This is a genomic window from Pseudarthrobacter sp. PS3-L1 (assembly GCF_030063285.1).
Lineage (GTDB): Bacteria > Actinomycetota > Actinomycetes > Actinomycetales > Micrococcaceae > Arthrobacter.
On the sequence record NZ_JASISU010000004.1, the window covers coordinates 314,009 to 336,798 of the forward strand.

23 protein-coding genes are annotated in these 22,790 nt (G+C 61.8%); 10 read left to right on the forward strand and 13 right to left on the reverse strand.

The features are described from left to right. Window positions 1-27: 27 nt before the first annotated feature. Both QMG79_RS12770 and dapD read right to left on the reverse strand, forming a co-directional pair. Window positions 28-888 carry a transglycosylase SLT domain-containing protein gene (locus tag QMG79_RS12770; protein WP_283538972.1) on the reverse strand — a complete coding sequence of 287 codons (861 nt, stop codon included), beginning with the start codon at window positions 886-888 and terminating at the stop codon, window positions 28-30. Between the two features lie 28 nt (window positions 889-916). After that, window positions 917-1,945: a 2,3,4,5-tetrahydropyridine-2,6-dicarboxylate N-succinyltransferase gene (gene dapD / locus QMG79_RS12775; RefSeq protein ID WP_283538973.1), complete on the reverse strand. Its 1,029-nt coding sequence runs from the start codon at window positions 1,943-1,945 to the stop codon at window positions 917-919. A 95-nt stretch (window positions 1,946-2,040) separates the two neighbouring features. Between dapD and dapE the strand changes: the two genes are divergently transcribed. Then, complete coding sequence (dapE, locus tag QMG79_RS12780) at window positions 2,041-3,162, forward strand: succinyl-diaminopimelate desuccinylase (protein ID WP_283539258.1); 1,122 nt, start codon at window positions 2,041-2,043, stop codon at window positions 3,160-3,162. A gap of 104 nt (window positions 3,163-3,266) precedes the next feature. Here the strand turns inward: dapE and QMG79_RS12785 are convergent, their stop codons facing one another. The 4 genes from QMG79_RS12785 to QMG79_RS12800 all read right to left on the reverse strand — a co-directional run bounded on the left by QMG79_RS12785 (window position 3,267) and on the right by QMG79_RS12800 (window position 6,619). Continuing rightward, window positions 3,267-4,136 (reverse strand): amino acid ABC transporter permease, encoded by an 870-nt coding sequence (locus QMG79_RS12785; protein WP_283538974.1) that lies wholly within the window; start codon window positions 4,134-4,136, stop codon window positions 3,267-3,269. Beyond that, window positions 4,133-4,783: an amino acid ABC transporter permease gene (locus tag QMG79_RS12790; protein ID WP_283538975.1), complete on the reverse strand. Its 651-nt coding sequence runs from the start codon at window positions 4,781-4,783 to the stop codon at window positions 4,133-4,135. Before QMG79_RS12790 ends, QMG79_RS12785 begins: the two co-directional genes overlap by 4 nt. 92 nt (window positions 4,784-4,875) lie before the next feature. Further along, window positions 4,876-5,763, reverse strand: a complete 888-nt coding sequence (locus QMG79_RS12795; RefSeq protein ID WP_283538976.1) for a glutamate ABC transporter substrate-binding protein — start codon at window positions 5,761-5,763, stop codon at window positions 4,876-4,878. Between the two features lie 100 nt (window positions 5,764-5,863). Further along, complete coding sequence (locus QMG79_RS12800; RefSeq protein WP_283538977.1) at window positions 5,864-6,619, reverse strand: amino acid ABC transporter ATP-binding protein; 756 nt, start codon at window positions 6,617-6,619, stop codon at window positions 5,864-5,866. Between the two features lie 103 nt (window positions 6,620-6,722). Here QMG79_RS12800 and QMG79_RS12805 point away from each other — a divergent pair, with 103 nt between their 5' ends. From QMG79_RS12805 to QMG79_RS12820, 4 genes are all read left to right on the forward strand, one after another. After that, the gene (locus tag QMG79_RS12805; RefSeq protein WP_283538978.1) at window positions 6,723-7,526 is read left to right on the forward strand and encodes an LOG family protein; all 804 of its coding nucleotides are present in this window, start codon (window positions 6,723-6,725) and stop codon (window positions 7,524-7,526) included. Between the two features lie 87 nt (window positions 7,527-7,613). Next, window positions 7,614-7,955 carry a DivIVA domain-containing protein gene (locus QMG79_RS12810; RefSeq protein WP_283538979.1) on the forward strand — a complete coding sequence of 114 codons (342 nt, stop codon included), beginning with the start codon at window positions 7,614-7,616 and terminating at the stop codon, window positions 7,953-7,955. Continuing rightward, window positions 7,952-9,262, forward strand: a complete 1,311-nt coding sequence (locus QMG79_RS12815; RefSeq protein ID WP_283538980.1) for a putative hexosyltransferase — start codon at window positions 7,952-7,954, stop codon at window positions 9,260-9,262. Before QMG79_RS12810 ends, QMG79_RS12815 begins: the two co-directional genes overlap by 4 nt. 292 nt (window positions 9,263-9,554) lie before the next feature. After that, window positions 9,555-9,722, forward strand: a complete 168-nt coding sequence (locus tag QMG79_RS12820; protein ID WP_083435355.1) for a DUF3117 domain-containing protein — start codon at window positions 9,555-9,557, stop codon at window positions 9,720-9,722. A gap of 163 nt (window positions 9,723-9,885) precedes the next feature. On the opposite strand, the gene QMG79_RS12825 is transcribed toward QMG79_RS12820, so the two are convergent. Next, complete coding sequence (locus tag QMG79_RS12825; protein ID WP_283538981.1) at window positions 9,886-10,518, reverse strand: O-methyltransferase; 633 nt, start codon at window positions 10,516-10,518, stop codon at window positions 9,886-9,888. A 185-nt stretch (window positions 10,519-10,703) separates the two neighbouring features. Between QMG79_RS12825 and sigE the strand changes: the two genes are divergently transcribed. The 3 genes from sigE (at window position 10,704) to QMG79_RS12840 (ending at window position 12,873) form a co-directional block, all read left to right on the forward strand. Beyond that, window positions 10,704-11,339, forward strand: a complete 636-nt coding sequence (gene sigE / locus QMG79_RS12830; protein ID WP_283539259.1) for an RNA polymerase sigma factor SigE — start codon at window positions 10,704-10,706, stop codon at window positions 11,337-11,339. A gap of 224 nt (window positions 11,340-11,563) precedes the next feature. Continuing rightward, window positions 11,564-12,364: a hypothetical protein gene (locus QMG79_RS12835; RefSeq protein ID WP_283538982.1), complete on the forward strand. Its 801-nt coding sequence runs from the start codon at window positions 11,564-11,566 to the stop codon at window positions 12,362-12,364. A 92-nt stretch (window positions 12,365-12,456) separates the two neighbouring features. Further along, a complete protein-coding gene (locus QMG79_RS12840; protein ID WP_283538983.1) occupies window positions 12,457-12,873 on the forward strand; it encodes a twin-arginine translocase TatA/TatE family subunit in 417 nt (138 codons plus the stop codon). 54 nt (window positions 12,874-12,927) lie between these two features. Here the strand turns inward: QMG79_RS12840 and QMG79_RS12845 are convergent, their stop codons facing one another. Genes QMG79_RS12845 through QMG79_RS12855 form a run of 3 tightly spaced genes read right to left on the reverse strand, consistent with a single transcriptional unit; the run spans window position 12,928 to window position 16,115 of the window. Next, window positions 12,928-14,055, reverse strand: coding sequence for an Mrp/NBP35 family ATP-binding protein (locus tag QMG79_RS12845; RefSeq protein WP_283538984.1), 1,128 nt, complete (start codon window positions 14,053-14,055; stop codon window positions 12,928-12,930). A 10-nt stretch (window positions 14,056-14,065) separates the two neighbouring features. Continuing rightward, entirely contained in the window at window positions 14,066-14,872 is an 807-nt protein-coding gene (locus QMG79_RS12850; protein WP_283538985.1) for a DUF1003 domain-containing protein, read from the reverse strand. Then, window positions 14,832-16,115 carry a magnesium transporter MgtE N-terminal domain-containing protein gene (locus QMG79_RS12855; RefSeq protein WP_283538986.1) on the reverse strand — a complete coding sequence of 428 codons (1,284 nt, stop codon included), beginning with the start codon at window positions 16,113-16,115 and terminating at the stop codon, window positions 14,832-14,834. The genes QMG79_RS12850 and QMG79_RS12855 overlap by 41 nt, the downstream gene beginning before the upstream one ends. Window positions 16,116-16,193: 78 nt before the next feature. On the opposite strand from QMG79_RS12855, the gene QMG79_RS12860 reads away from it, so the two are divergent. Beyond that, window positions 16,194-17,135, forward strand: a complete 942-nt coding sequence (locus QMG79_RS12860; protein ID WP_283538987.1) for a general stress protein — start codon at window positions 16,194-16,196, stop codon at window positions 17,133-17,135. Between the two features lie 121 nt (window positions 17,136-17,256). On the opposite strand, the gene QMG79_RS12865 is transcribed toward QMG79_RS12860, so the two are convergent. Further along, complete coding sequence (locus tag QMG79_RS12865) at window positions 17,257-18,852, reverse strand: aminopeptidase P family protein (RefSeq protein ID WP_283538988.1); 1,596 nt, start codon at window positions 18,850-18,852, stop codon at window positions 17,257-17,259. A 125-nt stretch (window positions 18,853-18,977) separates the two neighbouring features. Between QMG79_RS12865 and QMG79_RS12870 the strand changes: the two genes are divergently transcribed. Continuing rightward, window positions 18,978-19,826, forward strand: a complete 849-nt coding sequence (locus tag QMG79_RS12870; RefSeq protein ID WP_283538989.1) for a PHP domain-containing protein — start codon at window positions 18,978-18,980, stop codon at window positions 19,824-19,826. A gap of 70 nt (window positions 19,827-19,896) precedes the next feature. Here QMG79_RS12870 and QMG79_RS12875 read toward each other — a convergent pair whose 3' ends face one another. Together QMG79_RS12875 and QMG79_RS12880 are read right to left on the reverse strand one after the other, a co-directional pair. Then, window positions 19,897-20,769: a DNA-methyltransferase gene (locus QMG79_RS12875; RefSeq protein ID WP_283538990.1), complete on the reverse strand. Its 873-nt coding sequence runs from the start codon at window positions 20,767-20,769 to the stop codon at window positions 19,897-19,899. 5 nt (window positions 20,770-20,774) lie between these two features. Continuing rightward, window positions 20,775-22,559, reverse strand: a complete 1,785-nt coding sequence (locus QMG79_RS12880) for a DEAD/DEAH box helicase (protein WP_283538991.1) — start codon at window positions 22,557-22,559, stop codon at window positions 20,775-20,777. Between the last annotated feature and the right edge of the window lie 231 nt (window positions 22,560-22,790).

Genomic DNA, 22,790 nt, shown 5'->3' on the forward strand with positions numbered 1-22,790 from the left:
AGCGTCACCAGATCCCACCGAGCATGGTCAGCCAGCTGCTGGGGCCGAGCCCGTCGCAGGGGCAAAGTGGATTGTCACGCCGGGTGCAGTATCCGTGTCCACCCAGGATGAACCCTTGGTGCGATCCCAGGACCGGCCGTCAACGTCGACGGCCGTAATGCCCAGGTTTTTGGCTTGCGACACCGCCCACTGCGCAACGGACCAGGGCTGCGCGGACTCAACCCGGACCTCAGCGGGGGCCGACGTCGTGGCGATTGCGCCGAAGGCTTCCACAAGCGCAGCCGTGACGTCGTCGGCGTTTCCGCTGGTCTCTGGGGGCCGCAGGGTGCAGTTGATCGCCGCTGGGCTCTGGCCAGTAAGCCCGGAAGCGAAGGCTCTGCCCATGTTCTCGTGCTTGGCGTAGGCCTCCGGGAACGCCGAGCGCTGGACCCGCTGGGCAGCATCGGTGATTTCCAGATTCTGATAATCCGGAATGGTGACCAGCACGTCATAAAAAGCGTTGGCGGCATAGTACGGATCCATGACCTGCGCCTCAGTTCCCCACCCCTGGGTGGGGCGCTGCTGGAAAAGGCCACGCGAGTCCGGCCCGGCCGTGTCTCCGTAGTCAATATTCTGCAATCGTGATTCCTGCATAGCTGTAGCGAGGGCAATGGTGGCGGCCCGGGCTGGCAACCCACGCCGGACGGCAACGGCCGTGATCAGGGCTGCGTTCGCTGCCTGGTCAGTGGAAAGGTTTGCGGACAGATCACCCACGACGGCGGTGCAACGTTCCGTGACAAGTGTCTCGGAGCGCTGCACCGCAGTGACTGCCACATAGATACCGCCAACCACCAGGACCAGGACCAGGAAGACCACAAAGGTACGCCCGAGTGCCCGTTGTCGCGTCACGTGAAACTCCTGGGGCTAGGCTGGTGGATCAGTTGGCGTGCAGAGCATCGTTAAGTGCCACTGTCTGTCCTTTGCGGGGCAGGGCCTCCACTGCACCGGTGGTGGAATTGCGGCGGAACAACAGGTTGGGTACACCAGAGAGTTCCACGGCCTTGACGATCCTCGTGGTGTCTTCTCCCACTTCGTCCTTGGGGCCCGGAATACGTACCCGGGTGCCAGCCGTGACGTACAGGCCGGCCTCCACCACCGAATCGTCTCCCACACTGATGCCTACGCCGGAGTTCGCACCCAGGAGCACACGCTGTCCGATGACGATCTTTTCCTTGCCGCCACCAGAGAGGGTTCCCATGATGGAAGCGCCACCGCCAACATCGGTACCGTCGCCTGCCACAACTCCTGCAGAGATGCGGCCTTCGACCATGGAGGAGCCCAGCGTTCCAGCATTAAAGTTCACGAATCCCTCATGCATCACGGTGGTGCCTTCAGCGAGGTGCGCACCCAGGCGGACCCTGTCGGCGTCGGCGATCCGTACTCCCGTTGGAACGACGTAATCCACCATCCGCGGGAATTTGTCGATACCGTACACGGTGACTGCGCCACGGCGGCGCAGCTTGGCGCGGGTCAGTTCGAATCCCTCGACTGCGGCAGGGCCAAAATTCGTCCAGACAACATTGGGGAGCTTCCCGAAAACACCGTCCAGATTGATGGAATTGGGCTGCACCAGGCGGTGTGAGAGAAGGTGGAGGCGGAGGTAGGCATCTGCCGTATCGGCGGGAGCCTCGTCCAGGTGGATCTGGACAAAAACAACTTTCTGTTCCGTGCCACGGTCGGCGTCCGTGCCGCTGGCAGCAATTTCCGTCAGTGTCGAGTCGGCATTCTCGACGGCCCGTAACTGTTCCGCTGCAACACCAAGAGTGGGTTCCGGGAACCAGACATCCAACACTGTTGCATCCCCATTGCCGGTAGCGATGGTGGCCACACCGAACCCGAAGGCAGAGCGTGAATCGGTTGGGGCTGTCAGGGAATCGGTCGTGGCAGAAGCAGCAGTCTCAGTCATGACTCCAGTCTATCGAGGGTCATCGCATAGACCCGAACTAGACTGGGCTTGTGACTGCCACCCATGACCCAGCCCAGCCCACCAGCCCCACTGGTATCCCGTCTTCAGCTGCCATCCCGCTGGATTTGCGCCAGGATGTAGCTCTCCTTACCGCGGACATCATGAACATCGAGAGTGTTTCCGGGAACGAACGCATCCTTGCCGACGCTGTGGAAACTGCCCTCCGTGGACTGCCCGGCCTGAGTGTGTTGCGTGATGGCGATTCGATTATTGCCCGGACGGAACTGGGCCGCAGTGAACGGGTGATCCTTGCAGGGCATCTGGATACCGTTCCGCTGCCCACCGCGGAGGGTGCTCTTGGGACGGTTCCCGTTTCCTGGGAATCGGGCACCCCGGGCCAAGGCGTTCTCTTTGGTCGTGGTGCCACGGATATGAAGGGTGGTGTGGCTGTCCAGTTGGCGGTCGCAGCAGCACTGTTCGACGACGGCGCAGAGCCGGCCCGCGACGTCACATTCGTTTTTTATGACCATGAGGAAGTTGAGGCGGTCAAGAGCGGGCTGGGGCGGCTGGTCCGCAACCACGGTCATCTACTGGACGGCGACTTCGCGATTCTGCTCGAACCCACGCACGGGACGGTGGAGGGCGGCTGCAATGGGACCATCCGGTTTGAAGCGAGCACGGTGGGGGAGGCTGCCCACTCCGCCCGGGCATGGATGGGCAGCAATGCCATCCACGCTGCAGGACCCATCCTGGCCCGGCTTGCGGACTACGTTCCAGAGACAGTGCCGGTGGAGGGCCTGGACTTCAGGGAAAGCCTGAATGCCGTCCGTATCAAGGGCGGCACCGCGGGAAACGTCATCCCTGACGCCTGCGTCGTGGAGATCAACTATCGATTTGCACCAGACAAGACTCCAGACCAGGCAGAAGCCCATGTCCAGGAGCTCTTGCAGGGCTTCACTGTGGTGCGCACCGATGCGGCAGCTGGCGCCCGCCCAGGCCTCAGCCACCCTTCCGCGGCTTCCTTTGTTGCGGCTGTGGGAGCCGAACCGAAACCGAAGTACGGCTGGACGGATGTTGCCCGGTTCAGTGAGCTCGGAATTCCAGCGGTGAACTTTGGCCCGGGTGACCCACTGCTGGCCCACAAGGACAATGAACACGTGGACGCTGCGGCTATCCGTGAGTGCCTCCGGGCAATGCAGTCCTGGCTCAAAGGGTAGATAGCTCCAGCCCCTATGGAAGCTTCAGATACGCAAAAGGTCCGGAACCATGGTTCCGGACCTTTGCCGTTGGTGCCCAAATTTCAGGCAACAGCACTCATGGATCAGACGGCCTGGCCGGTGGAACCGGGGCCCTTTCCGCCCGTGGCAGCCTCAATCTTCAGGTTTGGTGGTGCAATACCGCCAGCGGCTTTTTGGGAGCCGCGGCGTTCGATCCAGACAGCCACCCGCGAGACCGCAATGTTGATGGCGATGTAGATGGCTGCCGCCACAAAGAAGATGGGGAAGAGGTAGGCGGGTCCCAAGAAGTCTGCCATCACCTGGACAGCTCGGAGGAGTTCGCCGTACGCGACAATATAGCCCAGTGACGTGTCCTTCAGGAGCACCACCAGCTGTGCCACCAGAGAGGGCATCATGCGGCGCACTGCCTGGGGGAGCTCAACCAGCAACCGTGATTTGAAGCTGGTCAGGCCGATGGCCAGGCCAGCTTCGCGTTGGCCTTTGGGCAGTGACTGGATACCGGCGCGGATGATCTCGGAAAAGATGGCTGCGTTGTAGAGGACCAAGGCTGCCACGACTGCAAGGAACGAACCGGTGGCAAAAACCAGCAGGATGAAGAGCATCATAAGGACCACGGGCATGCCGCGGAGGAACTCCAGGACAATCCGGGTGGGGATTCTGATCCAGGGCACCAAGGAAATGCGCAGCAGGCACATGAGCAAGCCCAGGGGGAAGGCGATGACTGCGGCAAGAGCCGCTGCCGACAGCGTCGACCCTAGACCATTGGCAATCAGGGTCCATACATCGGCCCTGCCGAAGATGGCCCAACGCTTGGCCTCGAAAATACCTTGATTCGCCAGTGTGACAATGACCCACGCCAGCAGGCCGAGGATGACCACTGCTCCAGCGACCGAGGCGATTAGTGAGATTCGCCGGGCCTTCGGGCCGGGGACGTCGTAAAGGACAGAACTCATCGGGAGATCGCCACCTTTCGTTCTACGGTGCTGGCCAGAATGCCAAGCGGAACAGTCAGGAGCAGGTAGAAGAACGCCACGCCAAGGAGAACGGTGGTAACTGCATCACCGTTTGCGTTGGCAAGTTGACGTCCGTAGCCGAAGAGCTCTAGAACAAAGAAGGCGCCAGCAACGGACGAATTCTTGACCAGGGCAATCAGGATATTGATCAACGGCGGGATCACCGTCCTCAGAGCCTGCGGCAGGATGATGAGGCTTAGTACCTGGCCGAAGTTCATGCCGATGCTGCGGGCGGCTTCGGCCTGGCCCACGGGCACGCTGTTGACGCCAGATCGGACGGCTTCTGCGATGAAGGCAGCAGTGTAGGCGCTCAGCGCAATGATGGCTGCTACTTCAAACTGGGCGAAGCTGACACCCAGGCGCGGCAAGACAATCGCCGCAAAAAAGAACGCAATCGTCAGTGGAGTATTGCGCAGGATCTCGACATAGACAGTGCTGAAGCCGCGGAGGGCCGCAACGGGGGAGACCCGGGCTGCGGCGAGAAGTGTGCCCAGGATCAGGGCAATGACGCCGGATACGGCGGAAAGAAAGAGCGTTCGGAGGAATCCCTCCCAGTACAGGGGGAGATTCTCGATGATGACGTCCATGGGATCCTTCGGCTGGGAGTGGACGGAGAAAAACAAGACTCCCGGTATCGGGATTCCTGCTGGCAGGAATCCCGATACCGGGTGACTTCTGGTTAGTAACGGTCCAGTGCGGGCAGGTCGGGGACGGTCTTGATGACGGTGCCTGCGGTGTTCTCCCAAGCCGTCTTGTAGGATCCGTCTTCCTGGAAGGATTCCAGCTGGTCGTTGATCCAGTTGCGGAACTCGGTGTCATCCTTCTTGAGGCCGATGCCGTAGGGCTCCTTGGTGAAGGTCTCGTCCGAGGCGAGCTTGAAGGCCTCAGGCTCCTTGTCTACCAAGCCAGCCAGGATGACGTTATCTGTGGTGATGGCTTCCACCTGCTTGTTGCGCAGTGGTTCCAAGCACGCTGAATAGGTCGCTGCCGGGACCAGTTCTGCGCCGTACTTGTCCACAATGGTGGCGGCCGGGGTCGAGCCCGTCACGGAGCAGACCTTCTTGCCCTTGACGTCTTCAGGGGTCTTGATGGAGTCATTGTCACTGTTGACCATCAGCGCCTGGCCAGCTTCGTAGTATGGTCCAGCGAAGCTGACTTCGGCCTTGCGCTTGTCGTTAATTGTGTAGGTAGCGATGACGAGGTCAACCTGACCCTGCTTGATAAATTCTTCGCGGTTCGCAGAAACGGTTTCTGACCATTCGATCTTGTCTGCAGCAATGCCCAGTTTGGCTGCGATGAGCTTCCCCATTTCCACGTCGAAGCCAACCGGCTTGCCGTCAAGGCCAACTTGACCGAACAACGGCTGGTCGAACTTCGTGCCAATTTTGACGGTGCCAGCCGACGAAAGTTTTTCCATGGTGGTACCAGCGGCAAACGTGGGTGCATCTGCGACAGTCGGGTCCTCGGTGGAGCCCATGGTCCCGCCGCCGCAGGCGGAGAGGGAGAGTGCCAGTGCAGCGGACGCTGCAACGAAGATCGACTTGCGCCGGGTCATAAATGCCTTCATGACATTCCTTTCATAGTGACCGTGCTGGACGGCCGGGATGCGAGTGGAGTGAGTGGAGGGGTGCGTAGAACTGCAGGGGGTATTCGTGGGGAGCCGAGCGTTAGTGGGTCAGGAGCTTGGAGAGGAAGTCCTTGGCGCGGTCGCTCTTCGGATTCGTGAAGAATTCTTCGGGTGTTGCATCTTCGACGATCTGCCCGTCAGCCATGAAGACCACCCGATCTGCTGCCTTGCGGGCGAAGCCCATCTCGTGGGTGACGACAATCATTGTCATGCCTTCCTTGGCCAGTTGCACCATGACGTCCAGGACCTCGTTGATCATTTCCGGATCCAGCGCCGAGGTTGGCTCGTCGAAAAGCATGACCTTGGGTTTCATTGCCAGTGCGCGCGCGATAGCGACGCGCTGCTGCTGCCCACCGGAGAGCTGCGCGGGCAGCTTGGGTGCCTGGTGGCCGACGCCCACGCGCTCCAGCAGCGCCATGGCATCCTTGTCAGCTTGGGCCTTCGGGACACCCTTGACTTTGATGGGACCAAGAGTGACGTTCTCGAGGATCGTCTTATGGGCAAACAGGTTGAATGACTGGAAGACCATACCGACGTCCGCCCGGAGCTGCGCGAGCTCCTTGCCCTCTTCGGGCAGGACTTTGCCGTCAATACTGATCACGCCGTCTTCAATGGTCTCAAGACGATTGATGGCGCGGCAGAGCGTTGACTTGCCCGATCCTGACGGGCCGATGACCACAACTACCTCGCCCTTGCGGACATGGAGGTTGATGTCCTTGAGAACGTGCAGCTGGCCGTAGTGCTTATTGACGGCGTTCAGGGAGACGAGGGCATCGCCGGGCGCTTGAGTTGTCATATGTCGAATGTAGCGAACTATGGCGCAATATGACGCCAATCACTCCTCCATGGCGTGGATCGTAATTCAAGAGATACCTGTTTGGTGCAGTTAGCCTAGTTTCATGAGCATTGACCCAGACCAGACGCACCCGTCCCAGCCCAGGCGAAAAGGCCCCCTTGAATACCGTCGCAAGCTGGCCCGCGTGGAAATGTCGGACCAGCATCTGCTGGATACCAAGGGTCCCGGTCAGTTCATCCACACCGACCCGTGGCGGGTACTGCGGATCCAGAGCGAATTCGTCGAGGGTTTTGGTGCACTGGCAGACCTTGGTCCGGCCGTCAGCGTCTTTGGATCTGCCCGGACGCGGCCTGGACAGCGCTTCTACGACATGGGAATCGAAGTCGGCCGGCACCTGGCTCTGGCAGGGGTGGCTGTGATCACCGGTGGCGGGCCAGGTTCCATGGAGGCGGCCAATAAGGGCGCCGTAGAGGGTGGGGGTGTTTCCGTCGGACTCGGCATCGAGCTGCCCTTCGAACAGGGAATGAACCAGTGGGTCGATCTCGGGGTGAATTTCAGGTATTTCTTCGCACGGAAAACCATGTTCGTGAAATACGCCCAAGGCTTTATTGTCCTGCCTGGCGGGCTCGGGACGCTGGATGAACTCTTCGAGGCAATGGTCCTGGTCCAGACGCAGAAGGTCACATCCTTTCCCATAGTGTTGCTCGGCTCCGAGTTCTGGGGCCCCCTGATTGACTGGATTAAAGGCACGCTCGTTGTGGAGGGAATGGTGTCGGAGAAGGACCTTGACCTTGTGCAGGTGGTGGATGATCCTGCTGAAGCGGTGCGGCTGGTCCTTCAGGGCTCGGTCCGTCCGGCTCCTGGCAGCGCTGAACTTGGCCCTGAGCAAGAACTGAGGCCTGAGTAGGCGTCACTGCAGCGCCTGGCGGGTTCAGACCGCGCGTGAACTCACCGTGTGCCAGATAGCAGGATCCAATTCTGGCACCATTGGTGCGTGAGCTATTTTCTCGTGGTCCTAGCAATAGGTGTTCTCGGAGCAGCGGCCTGGGCTGGTGTGGGCATCTCCCGTGGCGCTAAAAAAGGTGGGGCCGGAGTGGTGCTAGACGGGCTGGACCAGCCCGTGGCCAGCCTGCCTCCGGTTCTGCTCCCCGCCACTGTGGTCCCATCCGATCTTGATTCCATCCGTTTTGGCGTGGGCCTGCGGGGGTACAGAATGGACCAGGTTGACCAGGTTCTTGATGAATTGCGCGAACACTTGGCGCTGCGCGACGCTGAGGTCACACGGCTGACAGGACTGCTTGCAGACGGGCAAGCAGTGGCTCAGGGCAAGGCATGACTCCAGCTACAGGTGGAGGTTCCCGGGCCGCCACGCACAGGGCCCAGCCTGCGTCCCACCCTTCGGCTGACTCCATCGCGGACAGCACACTCACGCCGAACAGCGCAGGAATCGGCCTCAGACTGTCCGCCGCCGTGGCCCGGCTGCCGTGGTGGGCCCAGGTTCTTTTCATCTATGGCGCTGCCAGAGTTTTCAGTGCGCTTATCTTCATGGGGGCCGCGTTGAAACAGGGTGTGAGCCCCTGGTTCCCGGCAGCACCGGACTACTGGAACTTCATCTATATCTGGGACGCTCGCTGGTATGGAGAAATCCTCACGAACGGGTACCCCTCTGCGTTGCCGGTGAGCGATGCTGGAGTGGTCCAGGAGAACGCCTGGGCCTTTTATCCTGTTTTTCCACTCCTGGGCAGGGGACTCGTACTCCTGACGGGAATGCCGACAGCTGCTGCCCTCACGGTGGTGGCAATGCTTGCGGGTATTGCAGCGTCCCTGGTGGTGTACCTGCTCTTCCGGCACCTTGCCAGCCACCGGGATGCCCTCTGGGGGACTACGTTTGTCGCGATGTTCCCCGTTTCGGCGATCCTCCAGGTCCCCTATGCAGAATCGCTGAACCTGCTCCTGCTCTCTGGTGCACTCCTTCTGGTGCTCAGGCACAACTTCACCTGGGCGATTCCGGTGGTCCTGGTGATGTGCCTTTCGCGGCCAGTAGGGGTGCCGTTCGCGGCTGCTCTGGGATTCCTCTTCCTGATCCGCCTCTACCAGGCGTGGAGGATTCCGCACCGATCACCGCTGAACACCCGCCAACTGGTGGAGCTGGGCGCACTGGTTGTGGCTGGCTGTGTGGGTGCGGTTCTGTGGCCCGCCATGGCCTGGCTCGCTACCGGCGACATTACGGCCTACACGAAAACCGAAACTGTGTGGCGTGGAGAAGAGTTGGTGCCATTCAAACCGTGGTTTGATACCGGGATTGATCTCTTTGGGCCGGTCCTAGGGCTCGTTGCGCCGTTCGTTTTTGCAGGGCTTTTCACGTGGTTGATGTTCGTGCCTCCCGTGGTGCGCCTGGGAAGTGAGATTCGACTGTGGTGCGCCTGCTACATGGGCTACCTCCTGATCTTCCTGCACCCGCAAACAAGTACTTTTCGGCTGTTGCTGCCGCTGTTTCCCCTTGCCCTCGGGGCCGTGTGGCTTTCACGTTCCCGTGCATACCGAGGGACTGTGCTTTTGATGTTTGGGTTGCTGCAGTTGGTCTGGATCGTCTGGCTATGGGCCTGGGCGCAATTGCCCGGCGGAGGGGACTACCCGCCCTGACAGCACGTTTGAGGGCTACTTCCGCAGGTCAGGGGCACAAACGGGCTCAAGGCGATGCCTGTCATGGCAGGCCGGCCACTAAATGACCCAGGAACCGGATGCCGCCCCAGGAAAAGTCCATCAATTAGCTCCGGCTGGGGAATTACAGGATAATAGAGCCCAAGCAAGGACAAATGCAGTTGACGTTCAGTGATGGCTCCGGCGCCAGCCAGGGCATCCGGGCTTGAATGACCGTGCGGACACGGCCCAACCGGGCTGGCATGTCCTTTGGACTAATGGAGGGGAAGACCTCATGGCGGCAATGAAACCACGCACCGGCGATGGCCCTATGGAAGTAACCAAAGAGGGCCGCAGCCTCATCATGCGCGTCCCGCTCGAAGGCGGCGGACGCCTGGTGGTGGAGCTCAATGCCGCAGAGGCGGCGAATCTTAGGGAGTGCCTCGTAGGCGTGACCGAATAACTCTCCGGATAATGCGCCATTGCTTGGGGATGGCGTTTACGCCGAGGCGCGAGTACGGGGCGGGAATCTGATGGGAAAGGGTCCGTGGCACAGCCACGGACCCTTTCTCATGGACTCAATACCCGGCCCGACGTCTGTTCTGGGCAGCGGCGGGCGTGGATTGCTACTTTTTAACGGCGACGAGCAATCCGTCACCAGTGGGCAGCATGGCTGAGGCGAGGCGGTCGTCGTCACGGATGCTCCGGCCAACCTGCCGGAGGATGACGGTTGTGGAGTCCCGGGCGGCCGGATTTGCCACACGGTCCTTGTCCAGGGCGTCGTTGATGATCAGCAGGCCGCCCTTTTTCAGCAGTCGGATGGCCTGGTCCACGTAGCGGGGAAGGCTTGGCTTATCCGCGTCAATGAAGACGAGGTCATAAGCGGAATCTGTAAGCCGTGGAAGGACGTCGCCAGCGCGGCCGGAGATGGTCCGGGTCCTGTTTGCTGGACTCCCCGCCTCCTGGAACGCCTCACGTGCCGCACGCAGGTGCTCGACGTCGACGTCGATGGTGGTCAGGACTGACTGCGGCGAGAGTCCACGGAGCAGGCAGACGCCAGAAACTCCGGCGCCTGTGCCGATCTCCACGGCCGTCTGCGCTTTTGACGCGGCGGCGAGGACTGTCAGCATGGCACCTACACCCCTGCCGACCGGAGTGACCCCCAATTCGAAGGACCGTTCGCGCGCATGCAGCAGGACCTCATCCTCAGCAGGCAGATCCTCTGCGTATGACCAGCTGGTGGACTTATCGGCGCTCATGGAATTCGCTTTCAGGGCAGGAGGGATGCAACCCCTCCAGCCTACTGCGTAACGGCTCGTCAGGGACCCAACCAGACTGCAGCCGATCAGGAAACTCCCAGCCAACTTTGACAAAATAAAACTCCGGTCATCCAACAGGCGATCGGCGCCGAATCAAGAGCATTAGAGTATCCGGGCGTGAGCACATCCAGAAGGAGAGTGGACTCTTGTCATCAACAGTTTTGGCACCTGTCCCTGCAGTCGAAAGCGCAGTCACAGAGTGGGTCCGACCCACATGGGATGAAGTAGTGACCAACCACTCTGCAAAGGTCTACCGGCTTGCCTATCGGCTGACCGGCAACAAATTTGATGCCGAGGACCTCACTCAGGAAGTTTTTGTCCGTGTCTTCCGGTCCTTGGAAAATTTCAAGCCTGGCACTTTGGACGGCTGGCTGCACAGGATCACCACCAACCTCTTCTTGGACCAAGCCCGGCGTAAGAGCCGCATTAGGTTCGATGCGCTCTCCGACGACGCCGAGTCCCGGCTGCCAGGCCGTGAGCCTGGGCCGGAACAGAGCTTTGAGTTCAACAACCTGGACCTTGACGTGCAGGCAGCCCTAGAGGAGCTCCCGCCCGACTTCCGGGCTGCTGTGGTGCTCTGCGACCTCGAGGGGCTCTCCTACGATGAGGTCGCAAGCGCTCTCGGTGTCAAACTTGGCACTGTGCGTTCGCGAATCCACCGAGGCCGGACCATGCTCCGCGAGAAGCTTGCCCACCGTGATCCCTGCCCCGCTACACGGAAGCCGCGCCTGTCGATGCCTCGCATCGCGGGCATCCGCTGACTGGCCCGCTGCGTCCTGGGAGGGGCTTCCTCCGCACCCACGGGCGCAGTCCTGAGCATCTGGAATCCTGCCGTGACTGCAGTGAAGCTGCGGTTCGCCAGCAGCAATACCTCCGTCGACTGCGTGACGCGGAGATCCCAGAGCCGAGCGCCGACCTTCAGCATCGGCTCTTGAACCGAACCGCGCACTTGGCGGCCGCCCCAGTGCCAGCGGCAGAAGCACCTGTGAGCGCCGCCGTTGGCATGGCTTTTGCGGCTGGCGGGGCAGCAACTGCGGGAGCCTTGGTCTTGGCAGTCTTTACGCTTGGCTCCCCGGCTGCGCCGGCAACCGCTTCCGCGGGGGCCCCGGGCGCTGCGCTTGTTCTTGAGCAGGAGTCGCACACGGAGTCGACGCAACTGCCAACTGGCGGTCAGGGCTCTGCCTTTGGTCCAGAGACGCCCGTTGATGGTAGTGGTCCCGAGGGTGATTCGCCCGGGGGCGTGGAGGCCGTTGTGCTCACCGCAGCCGATCTCCAGGAACTGCAGCTCGACGGTTGGGCATGTCCAGGCCTGCGGGGACTCGGATATACGGTGACGGAAGCTTCTGCCCACATGCAGGCCGGAGCTCCAGCGGTAAAACTGCGGCTGGCCGCTGGGGCTCATGAGGTCACCGTAGTGGAACAGCATGCCGCGGGCGGAAACATCGGTGGCCCTGAAGCGCCTTTCCCTGGGGATGGGTTTATCGAGGTGCCGCTCGACGCAACAACTGATGAACCAACAACTGATGAACGGGGCGGGAGCCTGTGGGTGCGGGAAGGCACGCCCTGGGAAGCTGTCTACCGCACCGACGACGCGACCTATACCTACAGTTCCACTGCACAGCCTGCTGAGGCAGAGGATGAAATCAGGCATCTCATGACCGAAGACAGGGCAGCGGGCAGAGGTATAGCGGTTGGGTCTGGCCCCAGCTCAGCCGAGGTTCCGGAAACTTTTTCAACGCGTGTGCAGCGGGGGTTCCTCCGGATGACATCACTGTTTACACAGTGAGGGTTCCCTGATGAACCACGGGCCGCCGAGCCGCTACTCAGCACTGCTGCGCGAATCGTCACCTGCGTCGGGTAAAGGGTAATCTTCCTTACGTGGGAATCAACGGCCCGGAGTTTTTTGTTCTGCTGCTCATCGCAATTCTGGTGATCGGCCCCACCCGCCTGCCCGAGTACACGCAGAAGCTGGCCAACCTGGTCAAGGAAGTCCGCCGGATGGCCAGCGGCGCGCGTGAACAGATCAAAGATGAAGTCGGGATCGACATTGACGACGTCGACTGGAAAAAATACGATCCGCGGCAGTATGATCCGCGGCGCATCATCAAGGAAGCGCTCATGGACGACGAGCCCTTCAAGGCCGTGAGCTCGGGAGCTCCCGCCGCTGTGGCTGCCGTAGCAGGAGCTGCTGCAGTGCCACCTACGGAGCCCGAAAACGCCCCGACATACAAGGAACGCCAGGTCATCAGGCTGGGTGCCGGCGAATCCGCGCCGTTTGATTCTGAGGCAACCTGAGCATCTGAGGTACCCCAGACACCACCCGGGAAGCGTCGATGTTCATGGTCTGCGTTATCGGGGCTGGACGTCCAGTTTCAAGGTTGTCAATCCACGGGGCCTTGCGGCAAGCCCTCTGGCAATACTGGTCAGGGCTGCCCCCGCAGGGGACTCCGGGGCCGACAGCACAAGAGGATGACCGGCGTCGCCACCTTCTCTCAGTGTGATGTCCAGGGGGATCTGGCCCAGCAGCGGCACGTCAGTTCCTACAGTGGTTGACAGCCTTGCGGCCAGGATGTCCCCACCACCGCTGCCGAAGAGATCCATCCGGCTCCCGTCCGGCAGCTCCAGGAATGACATATTCTCGATAACCCCGGAAACGGCCTGCCCGGTCTGTGTTGCAATTGCGCCGGCCCGTTCGGCAACATCTGTCGCTGCAGCCTGTGGCGTGGTGACCACAAGGATCTCTGCCCTGGGCAGCAGTTGCGCCACGGAGATGGCGATGTCTCCAGTGCCGGGCGGCAGGTCAAGGAACAAGACGTCAAGATCGCCAAAGTAAACGTCGGTGAGGAACTGTTCCAGGGCCCTATGCAGCATGGGTCCGCGCCATGCCACGGGCTGATTCCCGCTGACAAACATGCCGATCGAAATCACCTTGACGCCAAACGCCACGGGCGGCAGGATCATGTCATCCACCCGGGTGGGCACCTGCGTGATTCCGAGCAACCCCGGCACGGAGAAACCGTAGACGTCCGCATCCACAATCCCAACACGTAGGCCCGTCGCCGCCATGGCACATGCCAGGTTCACGGTAACGGAGGATTTCCCCACGCCACCTTTGCCGCTGGCCACGGCAAAGATTTTTGTCAGTGATCCCGGTTGGTTGAAGGCAATGACGCGCTGCGCGGTGGAGCCGCGAAGCATCTCCTTGAGGGCATCGCGCTGGGACTGGTTCATGACCTGGAGATCGACGTCGACGCCCGAGACACCAGCAACTGCTGAGAGGGCCGATTCACAGTCGGCAGTGATGGTCCCGCGCAGCGGACACCCGGCAATGGTCAACAGCACCACCACCTTGACGCGACCAGCTGACGTGATCTCTACAGAATCGACCATTCCCAGTTCGGTGATGGGCCGGCGAAGTTCCGGGTCAATCACCGTGGCGAGTGCAGCGTCTACTGCCTGGGACAGCGGTGTTGTCATGGGGGAGGGCTCAGCTTTCGCGGGGTGTGTCGGTACTGCGTGATTTTCTCGGCTGGGAGGAACCCTCGGGTGTGGAATTCCTGGTCGCGGAATCCTTCCGTGGCGCGCGCTCAGAGGACGAGGACTTTTGTCGTGGAATCTGTTGGGTGCGGGGCGAACGCTGCTTGTCCTTGCGGTCCCTGACCCGCTCCTTGGCGCGTTCGCGCGGCGATTCTGTCCCGCCGTCGTCGTCCGTGTCCTGGTCCTGGTCCTTGAACTCCTCCTGGGCTTCCAGCAGATCCTCCAGCAGTGAACGCAACTCCGTGCGGACGTAATCCCGCGTGGCCACCTCGCGCAGGGCAATACGCAGCGAGGCCAGCTCGCGGGTGAGGTACTCCGTGTCGGAGAGGTTCCTTTCCGCACGCTGACGGTCCTGCTGAAGGGATACCCTGTCGCGGTCATCCTGGCGGTTTTGGGCCAGCAGTAGCAGGGGAGCGGCGTAGGAGGCCTGGAGGGAGAGCATCAGCGTCAGCAGGGTAAACCCAAGATCCCTCGAATCAAACTGCCATTCGACAGGCGCCACCGTGTTCCACAGCAGCCAGAAGATGCAGAAAACTGTCATATAGACCAGGAACTGCGGGGTGCCCATAAACCGCGCGAAACCCTCCGTGGTTTGCCCAAAGGCATCCGGGTTTGGCGAGAATTTCGGCAGGATCCGCTGCCGGCCACTCAAGGGGGTATCGAGGCCTGCGCTGCTTCGTTTGTGGTTGTTGCGCGGCGATTTGGAGTTGTTCAGGTCAGCCAATGCGTCCTCCAAGTTTCCGGATGGGAGCGTCATCCTCGTGTGCCCGCCAGTCGTCGGGTAGGAGATGGTCCAGGACGTCATCAACAGTCACTGCACCCACCAGCCGACCATCCCGGTCGACCACTGGCAGGGAGTTCAGGTTATACGTGGCCAGTGCCCTAGCCACCTCGCTGATATGGGCAAGATCCGAGACCGGTTCGAGGTTTTTGTCCACCAGGTTGCCCAGCGGCTCCGGCGGTGGGAAGCGCAGCAGTTGCTGGATGTGCACCACGCCCAGGAACCGTCCGGTGGGAGTTTCCATGGGCGGGCGGGTGATGAAGATCGACGACGCCAGGGCAGGCGAGAGCTCCTCGCGTCTGACATGGGCAAGCGCCTCCGCCACCGTCGCCTCGGGTGGCAGGATCACAGGCACCGGAGTCATCAGGCCACCGGCTGTATCCTCGTCATATTCGAGGAGTCGCCGAACGTCTTCCGCATCCTCCGGGGCCATCAGCTGAAGAAGTTCCTCGGCCTGTGCCGTGGGCAGCTCGGCGAGCAGGTCAGCGGCGTCGTCTGGATCCATTTCCTCCAGGACGTCTGCGGCGCGTTCAACGTCCAGGGCAGAGAGGATCTCCACCTGGTCATCCTCGGGCAGTTCCTGAAGCACGTCGGCAAGTCGCTCGTCCTGAAGCTCGCTGGCAACTTCAAAGCGTCTTTTGTCGCTCATCTCATGCAGGGCTTCGGCAAAGTCGGCGGGCTTCAGGTCCTCGTGGGTGACAACAAACTGCCGTGCGGCCTGTGGCTCGGCACGCGTACCCTGGTTGGCATCGGCCCAGTCAACGATCAGCGTCTCGTTACGCCGCAGCCTGCTCAGGGGAGAGAGCGAATGCCCTCTTCGGACAAAAAGTTTGCTGACAAACCAGTCGCGGGAGCGGTGCTGGTCCATCGCAATATCTTCAATGGTGGCGTCTCCGCTGCCATCCGTGAGGGTAACCCGACGATCAAAGAGCTCTGCCACCACTAGGGTTTCCGCACCGCGCTGTTCAAAGCGGCGCAGATTGACCAGTCCAGTGCAGATCACCTCGGTCTGGTCAATGGACGTAACCCGGGTCATTGGAACGAACACGCGCCTCTTGCCCGGAACTTCCACGACGATGCCAACCACATGGGGTGGTGCGTTATTGCTTCTGGACAGCACCACGACATCGCGCAGTCGGCCCAGACGGTCGCCCAGGGGGTCGAAAACGTCCAGTCCGAGGAGGCGCGCTACAAAGACTCGGGAAACATTGGTGCTCACGTCCTACAGGCTACCGAGTCTGCTCTCCTTTAGCTGAATTTCCAGCCCATACACATGTCCATGAGAGACAATGGAGGCATGTCAAACATTTTTGGTGCTCCCAAGACCGGCGGGCAGGCTGGCCGCAACGATCCCCGCATGGTGCCCACTGGCGACACCATCGGTTCCTACACCTCCTATCTGGACGCGCAAAAGGCTGTTGACTACCTCGCGGACCAGCAGTTCCCGGTCCAGCTGGTCTCCATTGTGGGTAATGACCTGAAGATGGTGGAACACGTCACTGGGCGGCTGACCTACCCACGTGTTGCGTTGTCCGGCGCTCTGAGTGGCGTCTGGTTCGGCCTCTTTGTCGGCGTGTTGCTGTCCTTCTTCTCGACGTCCCCCGGCTACTTCTCTATCTTGACATCGGTGCTGATGGGTGCCGCGTTCTTCATGCTGTTCGGGATCGTCACCTACGCCATGCAGCGGGGCAAGCGCGACTTCACCTCCACGAGCCAGGTTGTAGCTACCACCTACAACGTGATCGTGGCCCCCGAAGCCGCCCACGACGCTCGTCGCCTCCTGCAGCAGTTGCCTATGACACCCTCGGACGCCAACCGTGCGCCGGCCTACACACAGCAGAACCAGGGCTACCAGCAGCCAGGGCAGTCTCCCGAGCGTCCTGCTTCGTGGAACGATCCCTATGGCCAGCACCAGGGCCAGGTACAGGGGCCGCAGGCTCCGGCGGGGGAACAGGGCGCACCGGGGCAGCAGGACGGTCAGTCCGCTGGTTCTCCCGAACCGGCCCACCAGCCAAGGCCAGCGGGGGTCCGTTACCCGGATCTTCCTGATGGCCGCCCCCAGTATGGTGTGCGGGTAGAGGCCCCTGACGCCTCACCAGGCCAGGGCTCCGCCGCCAAGAGTGCAGAGTCGGAATACGGCGACGGCAGCGCAACAGGCCACAGTGCTGGCCATCAGGGCGAAGGGAAAGCCGGCAATGGCCAGCACCAGGAGTCCACCGATCCGGGCAACCGCCACTAGCATCAGCTGCCGGCGGATCAGCGGTCGCTGAAAAACTGCACATTACAAGGGTGTGAAAAAGGGGAAGGCCTGATGGCCTTCCCCTTTTTCACACCCTTGTCCTGAACTCACCAGTGGTGGTTCACGCGCCGGGCTGGCCCCCTACAGCATCTGCATCCTGCTGGATGCCCGCCATCCACGTCTCGACGTCGTCCGCCGTCCGGGGCAGCCCGGCACTGAGGTTGACGGGACCATTGGCGGTCATCAGGATATCGTCCTCGATCCGAACGCCGATGCCGCGGTATTCCTCGGGGATCCCGAGGTCTTCGTTCTTGAAGTACAGGCCCGGTTCGATTGTGAAGACCATGCCTTCGGTCAGGACACCGTCCAGGTAGAGCTCGCGCTTTGCCTGGGCACAGTCATGAACGTCAAGTCCCAGGTGGTGGCTGGTGCCGTGCGGCATCCATCGCCGGTGCTGCTGGCCCTCCTGGCTGATGGCTTCTTCGACACTGACGGGAAGCAGCCCCCAGCTCGCAAGGCGCTCAGCCAAAACGGTTGTGGCAGCTGTGTGGATATCGCGGAACTTGATGCCTGGCTGGGCGGCTGCGAAACCCGCATCCGCAGCATCAAGGACAGCCTCATAGACCTTGCGCTGGACATCGCTGAACGTCCCGTTTGCTGGCAGGGTGCGCGTGATGTCGGCCGTGTACAGGGAATCAGCTTCGACACCGGCGTCGAGCAACAGCAGTTCCCCGGTGTTGACCTTGCCCGTGTTGTGGGTCCAGTGCAGGATCGTGGCATTGTTGCCTGCGGCCGCGATGGTGTCATAACCGAGTTCGTTGCCCTCCTCGCGGGCACGGGCAAAGAAAGCTCCCTCGATGACACGCTCACCCCGGTGATGGGTCAGCGCACGGGGCAGGGCCCGCACAACATCGGCAAAGCCCAGCGCGGTTGCCGCCACGGCAACCTTCATCTGCTCGATTTCCCAATCGTCCTTGAGGAGGCGCAGTTCCGAGAGTGCCTCGGCAAGCTTCTCGTCCAGGGCATCAAGAACCTCAAGATCAAGGTTCTCCGGGTCTTTCGCTGTGTTGTAGCGCGCGGTGTCCACCAGGGCATCGATGTTCTCATCGACTTTGCGGACCAGGCGGATGGATATTCCGCCGATTTCGGGGGCGCCGACGTTCTTGGTGATGGCAAGCTCAAGTTCATCGATATGGGCGGTTGCCAGCCCGAGCTTGGCTTCGAAACCAGCCAGGGTGGGACGTGGTCCAATCCAGAATTCGCCGCTGCGTGCATCAGCATAGAACTGTTCGGTATTCCTTCCGGCCAGCGGCCGGAAGTACAGCGTGGCGAGGTGGTTGCCGCCGTCGTCTCCTGCGCCTTCCTGCGTGGGCTCAAGGATCAGCACGGCATCGGGCTCGTGATCCAGGCCAAGGCCGGTCAGGTGCGCAAACGATGAGTGCGGCCGGAAACGGTAGTCGCAGTCGTTCGAGCGGACCTTGAGGGCGCCGGCAGGCAGGACAAGACGTTCGCCCTTGAACTTTTGCGAGATGGCCAGGCGACGGCGTGCGGCGTGGTCTGCTACCTCGTCCCGTTCTGCTGCCTCGGTGGGGGTCGGTGCCCAGTTACTTGCCATGAAGGCTTTGAATGCGTCGGAACTGGGCCGCTGGGAGCGGTTGTTGACGCGCTCATCTAGGGGCTGACTTGCGGAGTTTTGGGTGTTTTCTGCAGGGTTCACCCTTCCATGTTCTCACCAGGGTTCGCCCCTTGGCCAACAGGGCGTCCGCCGGATCGGGGGCGGTCCGGGAGGCTCGGCTCCATTGCCGGCCACGCCTGCGGCCGCACTTCAACTAGTCTTGGTTGGTGAGGATAGACCTGCATGCCCATTCGAACGTCTCCGACGGTACCGAAAACCCGGCCGACGTCATCGCGTCAGCGGCCGCGGCTGGTCTCGACGTGGTGGCACTGACGGATCACGACACCACCAGCGGCTGGTCAGAAGCCGCTGCAGCTGCACCCGGACTCGGGGTCGCCCTTGTTCCAGGGATGGAAGTGTCCTGCAAAAGCAGTGAAGGCATCAGCGTCCACCTGCTGAGCTACCTGCATGACCCAACACATCCTGGATTACTGGCGGAGATCACGAAGGCAAAATCCGCCCGCCTGACCCGTGCCGAGTCGATGGTGGCCATCTTGGCCGAGGACTACGAGCTGAGCTGGGAAGACGTGATCATGCACGTGACTCCCGGGGCAACGCTGGGAAGGCCCCACATAGCTGACGCCTTGGTGAGCATGGGCGCCGCACGGGATAGATCAGATGCTTTTGCTTCTATCCTGACGTCCCGATCGCGCTACTTCATTCCGCACTACGCGCCAGACCCCGCCCTGGCTGTGGAACTTGTGCTGGCAGCCGGGGGAGTGCCGGTTTTTGCCCACCCCGTGGCGTCCGCGCGTGGTCGCGTGGTGGGACTGGAAACCTTCCACGACATGATCGACGCCGGCCTGGCAGGGGTGGAAGTCGACCACCGGGATAATCCCGAGGAGGGGCGGGAATTCTTGAGGAGCCTCGCCCGTAAACATGACCTCCTGATCACAGGCTCCTCGGATTACCACGGCACGGGTAAGCCCAACCTCCTGGGGGAAAACGTCACGTCGGCGGACGCCCTGGCCCGGATCGAGGACCTGGCGAGCGGTACCGCCGTCGTCCGGCCCTGACCTTTCGGAGCCCGGGCCGCTGCCCCCTTCACCACGCGGGGACATCGTAGGCCAGCACGCTGCGGGCCCGTCAGGCGGAAGGGAACGAAACGAACTCTGCCTGCGCACCCAACCGCTTTGACATGACGTCGACTGCGGGCAGGTTCTGGTCCACGCAAACAAACCTGCGGTCCAGCTTCGCGGCGACAGCACCGAGGGTCCCGGAACCGGCGAAGAAATCGAGGCACCAGTCGCCGGGCCTACTTGAGGCAGCCACTACCCGACGGATCAGGCCCTCGGGCTTCTGCGTCGGGTAGCCGGTCTTTTCCTTGCCTGTGGGAGACACGATGGTGTGCCACCACACGTCGGTGGGTAGTTTCCCAAGTTCGCGTTTCGCCGGTGTGACAAGGCCAGGTGCCATATACGGCTCACGGTCCACCTCCGCGCTGTCGAAGTGGTATCGTGCCGGGTTCTTTACATACACCAGGATGTTGTCGTGCTTGGTAGGCCAGCGGAACTTGGCCCGGGCACCATAGTCGTAGGCCCAGATGATCTCGTTGAGAAAGCATTCGCGGCCAAAAATCGCATCCAGCATGACCTTGGCATAGTGCACTTCGCGGTAATCCAGGTGCAGATACAGGGTGCCGTCGTCAGCGAGCAGCCGCCACGCTTCCAGGAGCCGTGGTTCCAGGAAAGCCCAGTAATCGCTGAAGGCATCGTCGTACTTGTTGAGCGCACCTTTGATGGTGTCGTAGGAGCGACCCTTGAAGCCGACCCTGTCGCCATCACCTGTGGCGTTGCGCACCATGGTGGTTTCCTGGCGCTGCTGGACACGGCCGGTGTTGAAGGGTGGATCCACATAGATCAGTGTGAAGGCGCCGTCCGGCAGCGTTGGGAGGTACAGTGCGTTGTCCGCATGTACCACCAGGTTGCTGCCGTCCGGCGCCCAGACGGAGTCAGTCATTGAGGTTATGGAGCCTCTGGTGTTGACTGCGTTGCCGAACCGCCGACAACCTCACCGTTGCGGCGCCGGGTACGGGCCCGTCGACGCGCCTGTGTGGCCCTGTCAACCGCAACCGGAGCAGCGGCCTCGCGCGGCGAAACCGCAGCGGCTGGGGCTGCTGCCGTGGAGGGCGAGGACGCACTGTCCTTTTGGGCCGGACGACGACGGCGCTCTCCCGAGCGCGCGCCTGTCTCGTTGGAACTGGAGGTGGAGGTGTTGCGACGCGAGTCGCGGCCACCGGACCGGCCACCGCTGTCGCGACTTCCGTCGCGGCTGGAGCTCGCCGCGCTTCCGCTGGTGTTCTCGGTCCGGTTGTTGTTGGCGCCACGGGAGGAATCCCGTCCGCCAGTGCGCGGAGCAGCGTTCTTTTTGCCTGTCTCGCCAAGGTCTTCAAGGACCTCAGCGTTGACGCCGGCCAGGGTGCGCTTGTCGCGGGGCAACCGACCCTTAGTTCCCTCAGGAATGTCCAGTTCGGCGTACAGGTGCGGGGATGAGGAGTAGGTTTCTACCGGCTCCGGAACACTGAGTCCCAGGGCCTTGTTGATGAGTCCCCAGCGTGGCATGTCATCCCAGTCCACGAAGGTCACGGCGGTGCCCTTGTTACCGGCACGCCCTGTCCGGCCCACGCGGTGCAGGTAGATCTTTTCGTCCTCGACACACTGGTAGTTGATGACGTGGGTGACGTCATCAACATCGATGCCGCGGGCTGCAACATCGGTGGCCACGAGGACGTCCACCTTGTTGTTGCGGAAAGCACGCAGAGCCTGTTCGCGGGCGCCCTGCCCAAGGTCGCCGTGGATGGCTGCTGCCGCGAAGCCGCGATCCACCAGTTCCTCGGACACTTTCGCAGCTGTGCGCTTGGTTTTGGTGAAGATGATGGTCCGGCCGCGGCCGCGGGCCTGCAAGATGCGGGCCACAACCTCGATTTTGTCCATGCTGTGTGCGCGGTAGATCAGCTGACGGATATCACGCTTGGTCAGGCCCTCGTCGTCTGGGTCTGCTGCGCGGATATGGGTGGGCTGGGTCATGTAGCGGCGGGCCATAGCGATGACCGGGCCTGGCATGGTGGCGGAAAACAGCAGCGTCTGCCGGACGGCAGGCGTCCCGGCAATCAGTGTCTCGACGTCGGGCAAGAAGCCCAGGTCCAGCATCTCGTCGGCTTCATCAAGAATGACCATCTTGACGTTGCCCAGGCGGAGGTGCTTTTGCTTGTAGAGGTCGATCAGGCGCCCTGGGGTACCTACAACCACCTCCACTCCCTTGGTCAGGGCTTCAACCTGGGGCTCGTAGGCCCGTCCGCCGTAGATGGTGGCAACGCGCGCATTGCGCTTGGCGGACGCTGTCTGGAGATCGTTCGCTACCTGCACTGCGAGCTCGCGGGTGGGCACAATGACGAGTGCCTGCGGCCCGCCGGGCACGGGCAGCTTGTCGAAGCCGGCGTCGTCGCGTCCCACGACGCGCTGCAGGGCCGGAATGCCAAAGCCCAGGGTCTTGCCCGTTCCTGTCTTGGCCTGGCCGATGATGTCGTGACCTGACAGCGCAACGGGCAGGGTCATCGCCTGGATCGGGAAGGGATGGGTGATCCCGGCGTCAGCCAGGGATTCAACGATGTCGGCGCGGACCTTGAAGTCAGCGAACGTCTGGGCTGCAATTTCGTGGGGTGCTTCGCTGGAGATGATTGTTTCTTCGGGCTCAATCGTCTCGCTCCCAGACTCATCGGTCAGGAGTTCGTGCGTATGAATTTCACTCACAGGGAGTTTCCTTATTCCTTTTGGGCATTGGCGCGGCCTGCTCAACGGTGCGGCCGGAAGCTGCATCGGAGTACGCCAGAAACGCTCAAGCTATTCCAGTGGAAGCCGATCGCGGGTTATCTAGTACCGGCACTGGGACCGGCGGGTATATCTCAAGATCGCGTAGGGGCGGGCTTGCTGACTTCATATTCTGCAAATCAACGACCGGGCATCCATGTCTACTCCCGCAGT